Raw genomic sequence first — 17,289 nt, 5'->3', positions numbered from 1 at the left:
CAGGACGCCGGGTTAGCCGCGCTGGGCCAAGGATGGCCCATCGCGGCGGCCCACGGTCCAAAGCCGGAGTGAGGGCACACCGAGCCTAGGCGAGGTGCCGAGTGGTGGGGCAAGAGCCTTTTGGTTACTTTTGGGCTCCTTTCAAAAGTGACCCGCTGTAAGAGCGGAACCCATTTAAGCCATCACCCAAATAATGGATATTCACCCCCAAAGCCTACCGCTCAATCGACCGACTCCACCGCGCATTCCACTCGGGTCGTGCCTGGTTCACCTGATCCCAGTCAATCGAAATCGCCGTCTGCAAATAACTGTTCATCGCCTCTACCCGCGCCCGGGTTTTGTCGGTAGTCGGCGTCGTAGGATTCGAAGGAATCTGATCCCCCAGTTCCAAAGCCGGCGCCTGAGCCTCTGCGGTCAACAAGAACTGCGCCAGTTTTTGCGCCAACTCCGGCTGGTCATTCCGCGCAATCACACACTCCGCCACGTTCAACACCACCGCGCCTTCTTTCGGCTGCGCATACTCCATCGGCACACCCAACAACTGTTGCGTGGTCACCTGCGTCGGCGTCAGCGGAAAGATCGCCGCCTCATCCGTCTGCACCATCTCGGAAATCTTCGCCGAGCTGGCGATATATTCCAGCACGTTGGGCCCGACGGTTTTCGGCCAGGCCTTGAACCCCGGCTCCACGTTGGTCTCGCTACCCCCCTGAATCCGGTTGAACATGAGGAACCCGTGCAACCCAAATGTGGACGAGGCCAACGACTGGAACACCACCTTGTCCTTGAAGCGCGGGTCGGCCAGGTCCATCCACGACGTCGGCGGCGCCCAGCCCTTTTCCTTGAACATCTTGGCGTTGTAACCCAACCCGGTCACCCCGAGCGTCACCGCAACCGCTTCTTCCTTGATCTTCGCCTTGGCCGGAATCTGATCCAGGGTCGGATTGGGCGTGAGCTTCTCGCACAACCCCATGGAAATCGCGCGGTACATGATGCCGTCGTCGAGGAACATCACGTGCATCTGCGGGTTGTCCTTGTTGGCCTGCACCTTGGCCAGGATGTCCGACGAGGTGCCCGGCACGATCACCACCTTGACGTTGTTGGCCTTTTCGAACGCGGGCAGCACCTTGTCGGCGTAGACCCGCTCCATGGTGCCGCCGTTCATGCCCAGGTACAGCGTCGGTGCGGCGTGGGCCGCCGTGCTCAACAGGGCGAGGGACAGGCAAGACAGCGCAGTACGTTTGATCATGTGCATGAATCTTCCTCTCAGGCTTGGAAACGACGGATGGAAAATGCTTCGATGGGCTGCCGGCTGGCCCCCGTGCAGACGATCTCTGCCAGGGCTTCACCGACCGCAGGGCCGAGCTGGAACCCGGCGCCGGCAAAGCCGAAACCGTGGAGCAGGCCGGGTTGGGTGCTGCTGTCGCCGATCACCGGTTCGTGGTCGGGCAGATAACCTTCGGTGCCGCTCCAGGTACGGATCGCCTGGGCACCCTTGAGGAACGGGTACAACTCGCCGGCATTGCGCAGAATCTCCAGCACCGCCGCCTGGCCCGGGCGGGCTTGTTGCGGGCCCAGGGCAAAGCCGCGCCCGCCACCGAGGATGCAATTGCCCCGGGCGACTTGCCGCGCATAAATCCCGCCGCCTTCCACCCCGGTGCTCACGTCCATCACCACCGGCAACGGCTCGGTCACCAGCATCGCCGGGTGCGCCGAGGTCATCGGCACCGGCTCGCCAAAGTGCGCGGCCACGGTGCCGGCCCAGGCGCCGGCGCAGTTCAGCAGCCAGGGGGCTTGCAACTGCAGCCCATTGGCACAGCGCAACTGAAACCGCTGGCCGTCATGTTCAAGATGGGTGACTTCGGTTTGCTCCATCACCCGAGCACCGTGGCGTTGCGCTGCGCGGGCAAAGGCGGGGGAGACCAGGCGCGGATTGGCGTGGCCGTCTTCGGGGCATAACGACGCGCCGACTGCCACATCACCCACCCACGGGAACCGGGCGCGCAGTTGAGCGTGGTCGAGCATTTGCAGGCCCAGGCCAAAGCCGCGTGTAGCGTCGGCGTAAGCCTGCAGAGCCGCCAGATCGTCATGACTGCGGGCCAGTTTCAAATGCCCGGAGCGCACGTATTCGCCGTCAATGCCAATCAGCCCCGGCAAGTCGGACCACAGCTCATGGGCACGTTGCGATAGCGGCAGTTGGTGCAATGGCCGCCCCTGGCGCCGCACGCCGCCATAGTTCACTCCGCTGGAGTGCGAGCCACAAAAGTCCCGCTCCAGCAGCACCACGCGGCGACCTTTCTGCGCCAGCATCAAAGCCGCCGAGGCCCCGACAATCCCGCCACCCAACACGATCACTTCACTGCCGATCATGGCTGCACCTCCACGCCAAACGGCAAGGGTTTGATCGGTGCCTGGCCACGCAGGCGGCCAACGTTTTCAATCTCGCGGCCACTGCGCTGGGCAACGATTTCCGCCGCCGCCAGCCCGCACATCCGGCCCTGGCAGCGGCCCATGCCAACCCGGCAATGGGCCTTGACCCGGTTCACTTCCCAGTGGCCTTCGTCCACCACCGTGCGTACTTCGCCGACGCTGACTTCTTCACAGCGGCACAGGATCAGTTCGTCCGGAGCTTCAGCGGCCCAGTTTTCCGGGAAGGGGAAGGCGGTTTCCAGGCCGTGGCGAAAGCGCTGGATACCTGCCAGTTGTTGCTCCAGAACGGGCCCGCGACGGTGGTCGATGGCAACACCGCTGTCTTCGAGCAAGGCCAATGCCGCTCGCTCGCCGGCCATTTGCGCCGCGTCGGCGCCCATGATTCCTGCACCGTCGCCAGCCAGATACACGCCCGCGACACTGCTACGCCCGGCCGCATCTCGCTGGGGCAACCAGGCGCGGTTCAATGCATTCCAGGCAAATTCACACCCAAGTAAATCCGCCAGTTGGGTCTCGCTGCGCAGGGCATGGGCGAAGGCCACGGCATCACAGGCGATTTCCTGCTGGTCCCAGTGGATGCCCGTCACTCGTTGCTCGCCGTTGATGTGCGACAACGTTGCCCCTTGATGCACCGGGATGCCGTGGGCCGTTAGCCAGGCGCGGTAGTACAAACCCTTGGCCAGGGTCGCCGGCTGGCCGAGCAATGCCGGCAGGGCGCGGCATTGGGCGCTGAACGGCGCGCTGTCGAGCACCGCCACCACCCTGGCCCCGGCCTTGGCGTACTGATACGCCACCAGGTACAGCAACGGCCCGCTGCCGCAGAACGCGACACGCTCACCGATGGCGCAGCCTTGATACTTCAGCGCGATTTGCGCCGCGCCCAGGCTGTACACACCGGGCAGCGTCCAGCCCGGCACGGGCAGGATGCGGTCGGTGGCGCCCGTGGCGACGATGATCTGCGCGTATTCGATGCTTTCGGCGTGGCCGTTGTTGAGCATGTCCAGGCGGCCATTTTCCGCATTCCACACCAGGGTTTCCGGCCGGTAGTCGATCCGGGTGGCCAGCTCATCCATGGTGCGATGCAGCGCTGTCGCCTTGCCCGCTTCAAACCCATACAGCTGCTTGGCCGAGCGCTGGAAGTTCGCCGGCTGGCGCCGATAGATCTGGCCGCCACCGCGCAGGCTCTCGTCCACCAACACCGGGGTTACGCCATGGTCCAGCAAGGTCCGGGCTGCGGTAATGCCCGCCGGGCCTGCGCCCACTATCACCACGCTCTTCATGCCTGGCGCCCCGGGTCACGGCGAATCGCCTGGCCGTCTTCCAGCAAGGTCGAACAGGCGCGCACTCGCCGACCATCCTCCAGCCGTACCCAGCAATCCTGGCAAGCTCCCATCAGGCAGAAACCGGCGCGGCGTTCGGCGCTGAAATCACTGCCCCGCAGGTGCTCGGCGCAGGTCAGTACGGCAGTCAGCAAGGTGTCCCCGAGCAGGCCCGTGGCAGGCTGCCCATCGAGGGTGAACGCCAGGCTGGGCCGCTCGGTTTCCGCCAGTCGTTTGAACAGTGCCATCAATGTTTCCCTACCAACACGCGATCCAGGCCGTAGACCCGGTCCAGCAGAATCATGGCCGCCGCCGTCAACCCGATCACCAGCGCCGACACGGCCGCCATCATCGGGTCGATGGATTCGGTGGCGTACACGTACATGCGCACCGGCAAGGTCTGGGTGGCCGGCGAGCTGACAAAGATCGACAGGGTCACTTCATCGAAACTGTTGATGAACGCCAGCAACCAGCCGCCGGCCACGCCGGGCAGAATCATCGGCAAGGTGATCTGGCGAAACAGGGTGAAGCGGCTGGCGCCGAGGGATTCGGCAGCCTGCTCGGCGCTGCGGTCAATGCCGATGGCGGCCGCCAATACCAGGCGCAATACGTAAGGCGTGATGATCACCACGTGGGCCAGCATCAACCAGGTGAAGCTGCCGTTGACGCCCATCATTGCGAACAGCCGCAGCATCGCTACCCCCAGCACCAGGTGCGGGATGATGATCGGCGAGAGGAACAGCGCACTGAAGAAGTTACGGCCGGGGAACTGGTAGCGACTGATTGCCAGCGCCGCCGGTACCGCGATCAACGTCGCCAGGGTGGCGGCAACGAACGCCAGGACCAGGCTGTTGTAGAACGCCTGGATAAAGTCCGCGCGCTCGAACACCGCATGAAACCAGCGCAGGGAGAAGCCCGAAGTGGGCAGGCTCAAGGTGTTTTCCGGGGTGAAGGCCACCAGGCACACCACCACCAGCGGCGCCATCATGAACAGCACCACCAGGCCGTGAAAGCCCAGGGCCAAAGGACCGTTTCTGGACATCGTCTTATACTCCCAGGGACTTTTTGTAGCGGCCTTCGACCATGCGGTTCCAGCTCAGCATGATCAGCAAGTTGACCAACAGAAGCACCACCGCGATGGTCGCGCCCATGGGCCAGTTGAGTTCCGAGAGGTATTGGTCGTAGACCACCGTGGCGACCATCTTCAGGCGGCGTCCGCCCAGCAGGCCGGGGATCGCGAAGGAGCTGGCAGCCAGGCCGAACACGATCAGGGTGCCGGACAGCACGCCGGGCATCACCTGCGGCAACACGATCTTGCGCATCACCGTGGCCTGGCTGGCACCCAGGGACAGCGCCGCCTGTTCCGCCGACGGGTCGAGCTTCTGCAGGGAGGTCCACACCGGGATGATCATGAACGGCAGCATCACGTGCACCAGTGCGATGATCACGGCGAACGAGGTGTACAGCAGCTTCACCGGCGTGCCGCCCAAGGCCTGGATCACCTGGTTCACCAGGCCATCGGCACCCAGCAGCAGGCTCCAGCCGAAGGCCCGCACCACCACCGAAATCAGCAGCGGGGTGAGGATCAGGATCAGGAAGATCGAGCGCCATGGCGTGCCCATGCGGCTGAGGATGTAGGCCTCGGGCACGCCGATCACCACGCAGAGCAAGGTCACCAGGGCACTGATCCAGAAGGTGCGCCAGAAGATTTCGTAGAAGTACGAATCGCTGAACAGCGACAGGTAGTGGGCGAAGGTCCACTCATCGGCCTTCACCCCCACCTGATAGTCGAACACGTTGAACGACAGCACCAGTGTCAGGCCCAGGGGCAGGATCAGCAGCCCGAAAAACAACACCAGCGCCGGCAACGACAACAGGTAGCCACGGCTCATGCGCGCACCTCATCCGCGGCCAGCACCCGCAACAGGTTCGACTCCCAGTCCAGGCCCACTGCAGCGCCGCAAGCCAATGGCGCGCTGCCGTCATTGCGGCGGACCACGGTCAGCTCGCCGATCTGGGTCTTGATGCGATACAGCCATTGGCTGCCGAAGAAGTAGCTGTCGAGGATCCTGCCTTGCAGCCGGCCGTTGCCGGCGGCCACCAGGTCGATCTTTTCCGGGCGCAGGCTCAGGGTCAGCTCGCCGTTGCCCGGCTCGAAGCGCACTTGCGGCGCGCCGAGTTGATCGAAGTCGCCCGCCAGCAGGTTGGCCTTGCCGACAAAATCCGAGATGAAGCGTGTGCGCGGGTGTTCATAGAGTTTGTACGGCGCGTCGATCTGCGTCACGCGCCCGGCCTGCATCACTACTACCCGGTCGCTGATGGACAGCGCCTCGGCCTGGTCGTGGGTGACCATCAGGGTGGTGATCCCGACTTCACACTGGATGCGACGGATCTCGAACTGCATCTCTTCGCGCAGGTTGGCGTCGAGGTTGGAGAGGGGCTCGTCCAGCAGCAACACTGGCGGCTCGATCACCAGGGCGCGGGCCAGAGCCACGCGCTGGCGCTGGCCGCCGGACAGTTCCCGCGGGTAGCGCTCGGCGTGGGGCGCCAGGCGCACCAGTTCCAGCACGGTCTTGACTCTGCTTGCGATCTCAGTGGCAGGCACCTTGCGCATCTTCAGGCCGAAGGCGACGTTGTCGCGCACGCTCATGTGGGGGAACAGCGCGTAGCTCTGGAACACCACGCCCAGGCCGCGGCTGGCGGGTTTGGCGTGGGTGATGTCGCGACCGTCGAGGACGATCTGGCCACCGGTGACGTCGACGAAGCCGGCGATCATTTGCAAGGTGGTGGTCTTGCCGCAGCCCGAGGGGCCGAGCAGGGACACGAATTCGCCTTTTTCCACCGCAAGATCAGTGGCGACCACCGCGTCGACGGCGCCGTAGCGTTTGCTCAAGGCGTTGAGTTGGAGAAAAGCCATGTCTGCGTTCCACCTTTTTGAGTCGCGTCGAAACGCGCTTTTTTGTTTTGGGCAGATGCGAAAAGGGTGTTGCGGGTGCGTTGGCGCTCGATCTTGAGTCGGCTGCCGTTAGTTGTTCATTTCGCCCCTGTGGACGCAGATTAGGGCGAAAGACTAGGATGGCGGAAGATGGAATTTCACTGGATAGAGTATTTTTTCAGTTTCATTCACTGACCAGAATTTAGTGTGAGATATCGGCTTATGGATTCCACTGAGCGGAACAAAAGTGTCAAGGAAGTCGGCGCCGGTGGCGTCTCCCGGTTGTTTGCATTACTGCGCATCCTCGGCGCGGCGCCGGACGGTGGTGAACGGGTGACGCAACTGGCGCAGCAGGTGGGGCTGTCGCAACCCACCACCCACCGACTGCTGCGCAGCCTGATGGACGAGGGCATGGTGGAGCAGGATGCGCGCAGCAAGCGCTATCGGCTGAGCCTGGAGTTCTTCGCACTGGCGGCGAATGCGGGCAACACCGGCAACCTGCGGGACCTGGTGCGGCCGAGCATGTTGCGCCTCAGTGCGTCGTTGGGGGATTCATTGTTCCTGCTGGCGCGCAGCGGGTTTGATGCGATCTGCCTGGACCGCAGTGAAGGGCCGTATCCGATCCGTACCTTTACCGGTGATATCGGCGGCCGCGTGGCGCTGGGCGTGGGGCAGGGCAGCCTGGCGATTTTGGCGTTTTTGCCGGAGGAAGAGCGCGAGACGGTGATCCGCTACAACTTGCCGCGGCTCAAGGATTTTCACCTGTACGACGAGGTGTTTTTGCGTTCGGAGGTGGAGAGTGTGCGGCGGTTGGGGTATGCGGCGCGCAATACCGGGGTGCTGGAAGGCATGGCCGGGTTGGCGGTGCCGATCCTGGATCGCAATGGGCATGCGGTGGCGGCGTTGAGTGTGGCGACCATCAGCGACCGGCTGGGGCCGGGGCGGTTGCCGACGGTGGTGGAGTTGTTGAAGCGCGAGGCGGCGGCGATCGGGCCGAAGATCAACCCGTTTGATCCGACGTTGCGCCGGCCGTCGCAGATCTTCGGTGGGTAGGTAATACCAGTAACGACACAGATCAAATGTGGGAGCGGGCTTGCTCGCGAATGCGGTGTATCAGTAAAAAATTTGGTGACTGACACACCGCATTCGCGAGCAAGCCCGCTCCCACATTTTAGACCGTGGCCATCTGTGGGATCCGGATTGGACTCATCGCCGCCATCGCCACCGAAGTCGCCGCCGTGCGCGTCTCCACTCCCAGCTTCACATACACATGCTCCAGATGCTTGTTCACCGTCCTCGGACTCAACCCAAGAATGTCGCCAATATCCCGATTGGTCTTGCCACACGCCACCCAACGCAGCACTTCCACCTCCCGCTCCGTCAACTGAAACCGCGCCGACAATAGCTTGTGCGCCGGCTCATCCTCCAGGGTGATCACGCTCGGCTGTGTCGCCGCACGCGCCGACAGCAAAATCCGCGACGTACGCAAATGCGCCGCCACCCGCGCCAGCACTTCATCGGTCTGGATCGGCTTGGTCACGTAATCGCTGCCGCCCACCTCGAACCCCTGCACCACATGCTTGCTGTCGGTCAGCCCGGTCATGAACACCACCGGAATATCCGCGCTGGCCGGTTGTGCCTTGAGCCGGCGGCAGGTTTCAAAGCCGTCCAGGCCGGGCATCACCGCGTCCAGCAGGATCAAATCCGGGCGTCGGCGTTGCACGCGGTTCAGCGCGCTGAGGCCGTCCAGCGCCACCAGCACCATGTAGCCGGCGTCGTCCAGGGCGTCGGAGAGCATGGCCAGGTTGTCCGGGGTGTCGTCGACAATCAGCACCACGCCGGGCTCAGCGCTGTGGGTCAAGGCATTCATCTTCGGCCTCCTTCAGGATGCGGTTGAGTTCTTCCAGGCGAAAACTTTTCAGCAAGGCCCGGAGCTTGTTGATGAACGGTGCGGTACCTGGGCTGTCCAGCACGATGGCGTCGAGCTTTTCATGCAAACCACGCACATAGCCAATGGCGCTCAGTTCGGCGAGCACCGCGAGTTCTTCTGCGCTGGGTAGCGCGCCTTGGGTCGCGACCGGCGCGGCGAGCGGTGTGCGACGGCGCAGCCATTGCAAGTCCAGGTGCAGTTGCAGGCGTCCGAGCAGTTCCGGGGTACGCACCGGCTTGGCCAGGTAGTCGTTGCAGGCACCGGCGATGCTGCGTTCGCGGTCGTCGGTGAAGGCGTTGGCGGAGATGATGATTATCGGCGCGGTGGACAACGCGTTACGCCGGATCAGCCTGCTGGTGGCCCAGCCGTCCATGGTCGGCATCGACAGGTCCATCAGGATCAGGTCCGGCGACAGCAGCGCCACCTGGCGGATCGCCTCCTGGCCGTTGCTGGCCTGGGACACCTCGAAGCCCAGGGGCGTGAGCATGCCGCTGAGCACCTTGCGATGGTCCACGTGGTCATCCACCACCAGGATGCGCCGTCGTTCGCCGTGGTAGCCGATGATGTCGTGCTCCACATGCACCACGGCTTGCGGCACGCGGACCTGGGACAGGAACAGCCGTACCTGGAAGCAGGTGCCCTTGTCCAGCTCGCTGACCACCCGCAATTCGCCGCCCATCAGCGAGGTCAGCATGCGTGTGATGGTCAGGCCCAGACCCACGCCCTTGTCCTGGCGCATCAGGTCGCCGCGTTCAAACGGCTGGAAAATCCGCTCGATCTGTTCGGGGTCAATCCCGATGCCGGTGTCGATGATCTCGAAGTTGGCGGTCTCGCGCATGTAGCTGACCCGCAGGCGCACTTCGCCGCTGTCGGTGAAGTTGATCGCGTTGCCCAGCAGGTTGATCAGGATCTGCCGCACGCGTTTTTCATCACCACGCACCACGGCGGGGATCTTGCCCACGCAGTCCAGGCGAAAGCGCAGGCCCTTGTCTTCGGCCTGGGGGGTGAACATTTGTTCCAGGTCGTGGATCAGTTCCGGGAAGGGGATTTCGGTGAACTCCAGGCGCAGCTTGCCGGCCTCGATCTTGGCCACGTCCAGCAGGCCGTCGATCAGCGACAGCAGGTGCGAGCCGCTGCGCAGGATGGTCGCCAGGGCGTCCTGATGCTGTTCGGGCATGGCACTGTCGCGCTGCAGGATCTGGGTGAAGCCAAGGATGCTGTTGAGCGGCGTGCGCAGCTCGTGGGACAGCCCGGTGACGTAGCGACTCTTGGCCGCGTTCGCTGCTTCCGAGGCTTCCTTGGCCTGTTGCAGGGCCTGGTCGGTGAGGCTGTGGGCGGCGATCTCCTGCATCAGCAGCGAGGTTTGCCGGTCGGATTCTTCCTGGGCCACCCGCCGGCTTTCGCGGGTGAGTACTACCCACCAGGCGAGTACGGCGGCCAGCACCGAGAGCGTGAGGAACGCCTTGAAAAACGCCTGGTACAAGGTTTGCGAATGGGGCAAACCCTGGGCCGCCTGCATGTAGATCAGCGCCAGCGCCCCGGCGAGCATCAGTACCAGCGCCAGTAACAAGCCCAGGTAGTGCGCGAGCCGGGTATGCAGGCGCGGTACCAGCGTGGTCGGCAACAACCAGCGCAGCACCCCTTCGAACTGGCTGGCCAGGCGCGCGTGGGGTTTGCAACGGTCGCCGCAACGCGCATCCAGTGAGCAACAGAGCGAGCAGATCGGCGTGCTGTAGGCCGGGCAGAACGCCATGTCGGCGGTCTCGAACGGGTTGCTGCACAGCCCGCAGATCACCAGGCCGGTGCCGGGTTGCGGGTGTATCAATTGCGCCTCGCTGCTGCGCGCAATGTAGTAGCGGCCCTTGGTCAGCCACGCCAATAGCGGCGCCATGATTAACGCGGTGCCCAGCGCGACAAACGGTGGCGCAGCCTGGGCCAGGGCGCCGAACAGGCCGAAGTGGGCGAGAATCGACAGCAGCGAGGCAATCAGCATCGAGCCGACGCCCACCGGGTTGATGTCGTAGAGGTGCGCACGCTTGAATTCGATGTGCTTGGGTGACAGGCCCAGGGGCTTGTTGATTACCAGGTCCGCTACCAGCGTGCCGATCCAGGCAATCGCGATATTCGCGTAGAGCCCCAGCACCTGCTCGATCACATCGAACACGCCGAGCTCCATCAGCATCAGCGCAATGGCGACGTTGAACACCAGCCACACCACGCGGCCGGGGTGGCTGTGGGTCACGCGGGCAAAGAAGTTCGACCAGGCCAGGGAGCCGGCGTAGGCGTTGGTCAGGTTGATCTTCATCTGCGAGATGAACACGAACAGCACCATCGCCCCCAGCGCCCATTCGGGAGAGGAGAACACATAGCCGAACGCGACGAGGTACATCTGGGTTGGCTCGGCGGCGCGCTCCATGGGGATTTCATGTTGCAGGGCGAGGAACGCCAGGAACGCCCCGGCGAACATTTTCAACGCCCCCGGCACGATCCAGCCGGGCCCGGCGCATAACAGCGCGGCCCACCAGCGCTTGCGGTTGGCGCTGGTTTTTTCCGGAAGGAAGCGCAGGTAGTCCACCTGTTCGCCGATCTGCGTGACCAGCGACAGCGCCACGGTGCAGGCGGCGCAGAACGACAGCAGATTGAAGTCGCCACCGTCGCTGCTGCGGCCGACAAAGCTGGTCCAGTCGCTGAAGGCCTCGGGGTTCTTCCACAACACGAAGCCATAGGGCAGCACCAGCAGCACCAGCCACAGCGGTTGCGTCCACAATTGCAGGCGGCTGATCAGCGTTACGCCGTAGGCCACCAGCGGGATCACCAGCAGTGAACAGATGACATAGGCGATGGCCAGCGGGATATGGAAATACAACTCCAGGGCAAGGGCCATGATCGCCGCTTCCAGGGCGAAGAACAGGAAGGTGAAGCTGGCGTAGATCAGCGAGGTGATGGTGGAGCCGATGTAACCGAAGCCCGCGCCGCGGGTCAGCAGGTCCATGTCTACGCCATAGCGGGCGGCGTAGTAGCTGATGGGCAGGCCGGTGAGAAAGATCACCAGGCTGATGGCGAGGATCGCCCAGAAGGTGTTGGTGAAGCCGTAGCTCAAGGCCAATACGCCGCCGATGGCCTCCAGCGCCAGGAACGACACCGCGCCCAAGGCGGTGTTGGCGATGCGCAGTTCCGACCATTTGCGGAAGGACTTCGGGGTGTAGCGCAGGGCGTAGTCTTCCATGGTCTCATCGGCGACCCAGGAGTTGTAGTCGCGGCGGATCTTGACGATGCGCTGGGTGCCGGGGAGGGGGTGCACGGTGGGGAACTCCTGCAAGGATGGGGAGATGGCAGCAATATTCGTGCCCCAGTCCTGCGGGGTGCGCTCTTCGTGGTGAGGGAGCTTGCTCCCGTTGGACTGCGAAGCAGGCCCAGCAAGACCACTTCATTTTTCCAGGCAGAACCGGGTCGCCGGTTTTGGGGCCGCTGCGCAGCCCAACGGGAGCAAGCTCCCTCGCCACAGGGGTTTCCTTTCCCAAGGCGGGCGGGATCCTGCTCGAAAATGGTGCGCAACGGCATACGTCAAATGACGTACCCCGTTACGTCAGGCTGCGTATACCCGCCGTGGCCACCTGCCGCCATGCTGAACCCCTCATTGCAGAGGAGTCGCCCCATGGAATCACGATTGATCCGCTCCAAACCGTTGTTGGCCTTATCACTGCTGGCGGCGAGTCTGTTCAGCCATGGCGTCATGGCCGACAACGAAGGCCTGGCGGTGACGCCTACCGAAGTCACCGTCGGCCAGTTGCACTCGGCCACCGGCACCATGGCGATTTCCGAAACCGGTTCGATCCAGGCCGAACGCCTGGCCATCGAGCAGATCAACGCCTCGGGCGGGATCCTCGGGCGGCAGATCAAGGTGATCCAGGAAGACGGCGCGTCCGACTGGCCGACCTTCGCCGAAAAGGCCAAGAAACTGCTGGTGAACGACAAGGTGGCTGCAGTGTTCGGCTGCTGGACCTCCGCTTCACGTAAAGCCGTATTGCCGATCTTCGAGAAAGAAAACGGCCTGCTCTACTACCCGACCTTCTATGAAGGCCTGGAACAGTCGAAAAACGTGATCTACACCGGCCAGGAAGCGACCCAGCAAATCCTTGCCAGCCTCGACTGGATCGCCAAGACCAAGGGCGCCAAAACCTTCTATCTGGTGGGCTCGGACTACATCTGGCCGCGCACCTCGATGAAGATCGCGCGCAAGCACATTGAAAACGTGCTGCACGGCACCGTGGTCGGCGAAGACTACTACCCGCTGGGCAACACCCAGTTCGGTTCGCTGATCAACAAGGTCAAGCTGAAAAAGCCTGACGTGGTGTTTGCGGCCGTGGTGGGCGGCTCCAACGTGGCCTTCTACAAACAGCTCAACGCAGCGGGCGTGAACGCGTCCAAGCAAACCCTGTTGACCCTGTCGGTGACCGAAGACGAACTGCTGGGCATCGGCGGCGAAAACATGGCTGGCTTCTATGCCTCGATGAAGTACTTCCAGAGCCTCGACAACCCGAACAACAAAGCCTTCGTGGAAGCGTTCAAGGCCAAGTACGGCAAGGATGCAGTGATCGGTGATGTGACCCAGGCGGCCTACCTCGGCCCATGGTTGTGGAAAGCGGCGGTGGAGAAGGCCGGCAGTTTCGACGTGGATAAAGTCGTCGCCGCATCGCCTGGCATCGAGCTGAAAAACGCGCCGGAAGGCTACGTGAAGATCCACGAAAACCATCACCTGTGGAGCAAGTCGCGCATCGGCGAAGTGCAGCCCAATGGCCAGTTCAAGGTGATCTACGAGTCGGATCTGATCGAGCCGAATCCGTTTCCGAAAGGCTATCAATAACCTCGGGTCTGGCGCTGATCTGAATGTGGGAACTGGTTTTGTGTGGGAGCGGGCTTGCTCGCGAAAGCGGTGAATCAGTGAGTGCATCCGGTACTGACACACCGTATTCGCGAGCAAGCCCGCTCCCACACAAGCCAGCTCCCACATAAAGCAGAAGCAGATTGCATTTCAACCTCCCGCTCAGGAGACCATCATCATGGAATGGCTATCGGAATTTGGAGCCATCGCGGCGATGCAGGGGTTCAACGGCTTGTCCGTGTTCTGCGTGCTGTTGCTGATGGCATTGGGACTGGCAATCATCTTCGGCCAGATGGGCGTGATCAACATGGCCCACGGTGAGTTCCTGACCATTGGCGCCTACACCACCTACGTCTGTTCCAGTCTTACCGCGCATTTCGCGCCAGGCTTTCAGCCGTATTACTTTTTCGTTGCCATTGCCCTGTCATTCCTCGTCGCGGGCGCCGTGGGCTGGCTGGTGGAATGGGCGATGATCAGCCGCTTGTACAAGCGGCCACTGGACACCTTGCTCGCCACCTGGGGTTTGTCCCTGGTGATGCAGCAAACCTTCCGCTCGGTGTTCGGCGCCCGTGAAGTGAGCGCCGAACCGCCGGCCTGGCTGATGGGTTCGGTTAACCTCACCGACGCCATCGAAATCCCGCGCAACGGCCTGTTCATGATGGGCCTGACCGTGCTGCTGACCGGGGCGATCTTCGTCATGCTCTACCGTTCGCGCTGGGGCTTGCAGGTGCGCGCCACCGTGCAGAACCGCTTGATGAGCCGGGCGGTGGGCATCAACACGCGCAAGGTCGACCGCATGACCTTCGCCCTCGGCTGCGGCGTGGCGGGCGTGGCCGGTGCGGCGTTCACCACCATCGGCTCCACCGGGCCGACTGCCGGTTCGCAGTACATCGTCGACACCTTCCTGGTCGTCGTATTCGGCGGCGCGCAAAGCCTATTCGGCACCATTGCCTCGGCGTTCGTGATTGCCCAGACCCAATCGCTGTCGGAGTTTTTCCTCAGTGGCTCGATGGCCAAGGTGCTGACGCTGTCATCGGTGATCCTGATCCTGATGCTGCGCCCGCAAGGGTTGTTCTCCATCAAAGTGCGCAAGTAGAGGCGAACCGATGAAGGCTCTAGACAAACTGCTGGGCGGCCAGCAAAACCTGATCGGCATCGTGCTGTTGGCGCTGTTGATCCTCGTGGTGTTCCCGCTGACCCTGGACGCCTTCCGGCTGAACATGGTCGGCAAGTACCTGACCTACGCGTTCGTCGCGGTGGGCCTGGTGCTGTGCTGGGGCTATGGCGGGATTCTCAGCCTCGGACAAGGCGTGTTTTTCGGCGTCGGCGGCTACTGCATGGCGATGTTCCTGAAGCTTGAGGCCTCCGACCCGATCAGCACCAAGATCCAGTCCACCCCGGGCATCCCGGACTTCATGGACTGGAACCAGATCACCGAATTGCCGTGGCTCTGGCAGCCGTTCCACAGCTTCACCTTCACCCTGTTCGCGGTGATTGCGGTGCCGGTGCTGCTGGCGTTCATCATTGGCATGGCGCTGTTCAAGCGGCGGGTGGGCGATGTGTATTTCTCCATCGTCACCCAGGCGATTGCGCTGATCCTCACGGTGCTGATCGTCGGCCAGCAAGGCCTTACCGGTGGTGTCAATGGCATTACTGACCTCAAGACCCTGCTGGGCTGGGACCTGCGCGGTGACGGCGCGAAGATGATCCTGTATTTCATCAACGCCGGGCTGTTGTTCGGCTGCATCTTCATTGGCCGTTTTATCCTCGCCTCGAAGCTGGGCCGGCTGTTGATGGCCATGCGCGACAAGGAAGAGCGGGTACGGTTTTCCGGGTATGACGTGGCCAGCTTCAAGATTTTCGTGTTCTGCGTGGCGGCGGCGTTCTCGGCGATTGGCGGGGCGATGTTTGCCTTGCAGGTGGGCTTTATGTCGCCGTCGTTCGTGGGCATCGTGCCGTCCATCGAGATGGTGATCTTTGCCGCGGTGGGCGGGCGCATGTCACTGCTGGGCGCGGTGTATGGCGCGTTGCTGGTGAACTATGGCAAGACCTACTTTTCCGAATCCTTCCCTGAGCTTTGGCTGTACCTGATGGGCGGGTTGTTTATCGCCGTGGTCATGTACTTCCCCAACGGCCTGGCGGGGTTGTGGGACAGCCATGGTCGCCAGGCCCTGGCCCGAGTGTTGCGGCGCAAGCCGGTGATCAAGGCCGAACCGGCGAAGATCAAGCCCAAGGCTGAAGCCAAGATCCTGGAGACACAGCCATGACCGCCGTTGGTTTTGAAATGAAGAAACCGGTGTTGGCTATCGAAGGCCTCACCGTGTCATTCGATGGCTTCAAGGCTGTCGACAACCTCAACCTGTATATCGACCGCAATGAAGTGCGGGTGGTGATCGGGCCCAACGGCGCCGGCAAAACCACGGTGCTGGATTTGATCTGCGGCAAGACCCGCGCCACCAGTGGCAGCATCCAGTTCGACGGCCAGGAACTGACCAAAATGCGCGAATACAACATCGTGCGCGCCGGGGTAGGGCGCAAGTTCCAGAACCCATCGATCTACGAAAACCTCACGGTGTTTGAAAACCTCGAGATGTCGTATCCGGCCGGGCGCAAGGTGTGGGGCGCGCTGTTTTTCAAGCGTAATGCCCAGGTGATTGCGCGGGTCGAGGAGGTGGCGCGGGAAATCTTCCTCGGCGACTTGTTGCAGCAGCAGGCGGACCTGCTGTCTCACGGGCAAAAGCAGTGGCTGGAGATTGGCATGCTGCTGATGCAAGACCCTGAATTGCTGATGCTCGACGAGCCGGTGGCCGGGATGAGCGTCAACGAGCGGGCGCAAACGGCCGAGTTGCTCAAGCGCATCAGCCAGGGGCGCTCGGTGTTGGTGATCGAACATGACATGGAGTTCGTCAAGAGCATTGCCCACAAGGTCACGGTGTTGCATCAGGGCAAGGTGCTGGCCGAGGGCAGCATGGAGTCGGTGCAGAGCAATCCGAAAGTCATTGAAGTGTATTTGGGCCACTGAGGAGTCGGGCATGTTCAAGATCGACAAACTGTCGTGTGGGTACGGGCAGAGCCAGATTCTTCACGACCTGGAGTTGGATGTGGCGAAGCGTGAGATCGTCGCGGTGATGGGGCGCAACGGGATGGGCAAGACCACGTTGTTCAAGAGCCTGATGGGTATTTCGCCGCAGTGGCAGGGGCAGGTCAGTGTGGATGGGCATGATGTGTCTGCGCTTGAAACCCATGAGCGGGTGGAGCGGGGGATTGCCTATGTGCCGCAGGGGCGGATGATTTTTCCCAGCATGAGTGTGTTGGAGAATATTCAGACTGGGTTGCCGGCGGCGGCCCGGGGCAGGGTGCCTGAGGATTTGTATGCGCTGTTTCCGGTGCTCTATGACATGCGTTCGCGCAAGGGGGGGAATTTGTCTGGGGGGCAGCAACAGCAGTTGGCGATTGCCCGGGCGTTGGCGACGAATCCCAAGGTGTTGTTGCTCGATGAGCCGACTGAGGGGATTCAGCCTTCGATCATCAAGGACATTGCTCGTACGCTTAAGGAGATTCGCAATTTGCGGGATTTGACGATTGTTGTTTCTGAGCAGGTGTTGTCGTTTACTTTGGAAATTGCTGATCGGTTTTTGGTGATTGAGAAGGGGAGGTTTGTGATTGAGGAAATTCGGGATCGGGTGGATGAGGCGACTATCAGTCGGTATTTGTCGGTTTGATCTGGCTGCGCAATACCTGCGTTCGGCCTCGGGCTTATTGGGGCAGTCAGATCAAAATCAAAAGCAAGAGCACG

Annotated in this window: 15 protein-coding genes; 6 read left to right on the top strand and 9 right to left on the bottom strand. The window is 62.4% G+C overall.

Annotated elements, in window-relative coordinates:
• Positions 1–214: 214 nt before the first annotated feature.
• Genes HX821_RS12860 through HX821_RS12830 form a run of 7 tightly spaced genes read right to left on the bottom strand, consistent with a single transcriptional unit; the run spans position 215 to position 6,663 of the window.
• A complete protein-coding gene (locus tag HX821_RS12860) occupies positions 215–1,246 on the bottom strand; it encodes an ABC transporter substrate-binding protein (RefSeq protein WP_003218283.1) in 1,032 nt (343 codons plus the stop codon).
• A 17-nt stretch (positions 1,247–1,263) separates the two neighbouring features.
• Positions 1,264–2,367 carry an FAD-binding oxidoreductase gene (locus tag HX821_RS12855; RefSeq protein WP_177010122.1) on the bottom strand — a complete coding sequence of 368 codons (1,104 nt, stop codon included), beginning with the start codon at positions 2,365–2,367 and terminating at the stop codon, positions 1,264–1,266.
• A complete protein-coding gene (locus tag HX821_RS12850; RefSeq protein ID WP_177035856.1) occupies positions 2,364–3,707 on the bottom strand; it encodes an NAD(P)/FAD-dependent oxidoreductase in 1,344 nt (447 codons plus the stop codon). Before HX821_RS12850 ends, HX821_RS12855 begins: the two co-directional genes overlap by 4 nt.
• A complete protein-coding gene (locus HX821_RS12845) occupies positions 3,704–3,994 on the bottom strand; it encodes a (2Fe-2S)-binding protein (protein WP_003218277.1) in 291 nt (96 codons plus the stop codon). Before HX821_RS12845 ends, HX821_RS12850 begins: the two co-directional genes overlap by 4 nt.
• Positions 3,994–4,788 (bottom strand): ABC transporter permease, encoded by a 795-nt coding sequence (locus tag HX821_RS12840; RefSeq protein WP_003218275.1) that lies wholly within the window; start codon positions 4,786–4,788, stop codon positions 3,994–3,996. The genes HX821_RS12845 and HX821_RS12840 overlap by 1 nt, the downstream gene beginning before the upstream one ends.
• 4 nt (positions 4,789–4,792) lie before the next feature.
• On the bottom strand, positions 4,793–5,638 hold the full coding sequence (locus HX821_RS12835; RefSeq protein WP_008430555.1) for an ABC transporter permease: 846 nt from the start codon (positions 5,636–5,638) through the stop codon (positions 4,793–4,795).
• On the bottom strand, positions 5,635–6,663 hold the full coding sequence (locus tag HX821_RS12830; protein ID WP_003218271.1) for an ABC transporter ATP-binding protein: 1,029 nt from the start codon (positions 6,661–6,663) through the stop codon (positions 5,635–5,637). Before HX821_RS12830 ends, HX821_RS12835 begins: the two co-directional genes overlap by 4 nt.
• 240 nt (positions 6,664–6,903) lie before the next feature.
• On the opposite strand from HX821_RS12830, the gene HX821_RS12825 reads away from it, so the two are divergent.
• Positions 6,904–7,734 carry an IclR family transcriptional regulator gene (locus HX821_RS12825; protein WP_177035855.1) on the top strand — a complete coding sequence of 277 codons (831 nt, stop codon included), beginning with the start codon at positions 6,904–6,906 and terminating at the stop codon, positions 7,732–7,734.
• Between the two features lie 118 nt (positions 7,735–7,852).
• On the opposite strand, the gene HX821_RS12820 is transcribed toward HX821_RS12825, so the two are convergent.
• Both HX821_RS12820 and HX821_RS12815 read right to left on the bottom strand, forming a co-directional pair.
• On the bottom strand, positions 7,853–8,551 hold the full coding sequence (locus HX821_RS12820) for a response regulator (RefSeq protein ID WP_177035854.1): 699 nt from the start codon (positions 8,549–8,551) through the stop codon (positions 7,853–7,855).
• Positions 8,526–11,912, bottom strand: coding sequence for an ATP-binding protein (locus HX821_RS12815; RefSeq protein WP_177035853.1), 3,387 nt, complete (start codon positions 11,910–11,912; stop codon positions 8,526–8,528). The genes HX821_RS12820 and HX821_RS12815 overlap by 26 nt, the downstream gene beginning before the upstream one ends.
• A 354-nt stretch (positions 11,913–12,266) precedes the next feature.
• Between HX821_RS12815 and urtA the strand changes: the two genes are divergently transcribed.
• The 5 genes from urtA to urtE all read left to right on the top strand — a co-directional run bounded on the left by urtA (position 12,267) and on the right by urtE (position 17,215).
• Entirely contained in the window at positions 12,267–13,475 is a 1,209-nt protein-coding gene (urtA, locus tag HX821_RS12810; RefSeq protein WP_003218263.1) for an urea ABC transporter substrate-binding protein, read from the top strand.
• A gap of 196 nt (positions 13,476–13,671) precedes the next feature.
• Complete coding sequence (urtB, locus tag HX821_RS12805; RefSeq protein ID WP_177035852.1) at positions 13,672–14,589, top strand: urea ABC transporter permease subunit UrtB; 918 nt, start codon at positions 13,672–13,674, stop codon at positions 14,587–14,589.
• 10 nt (positions 14,590–14,599) lie between these two features.
• Entirely contained in the window at positions 14,600–15,760 is a 1,161-nt protein-coding gene (gene urtC, locus HX821_RS12800) for an urea ABC transporter permease subunit UrtC (protein ID WP_102606298.1), read from the top strand.
• Positions 15,757–16,515, top strand: coding sequence for an urea ABC transporter ATP-binding protein UrtD (gene urtD, locus HX821_RS12795; protein WP_003218258.1), 759 nt, complete (start codon positions 15,757–15,759; stop codon positions 16,513–16,515). Before urtC ends, urtD begins: the two co-directional genes overlap by 4 nt.
• A gap of 10 nt (positions 16,516–16,525) precedes the next feature.
• Positions 16,526–17,215 (top strand): urea ABC transporter ATP-binding subunit UrtE, encoded by a 690-nt coding sequence (gene urtE / locus HX821_RS12790; protein ID WP_177035851.1) that lies wholly within the window; start codon positions 16,526–16,528, stop codon positions 17,213–17,215.
• The last annotated feature ends 74 nt before the right edge of the window (positions 17,216–17,289 follow it).

It is taken from the genome of Pseudomonas sp. B6001 (assembly GCF_013386015.1).
Taxonomy (GTDB): Bacteria; Pseudomonadota; Gammaproteobacteria; order Pseudomonadales; family Pseudomonadaceae; genus Aquipseudomonas.
This window is presented reverse-complemented; position numbering and strand designations above follow the sequence as displayed.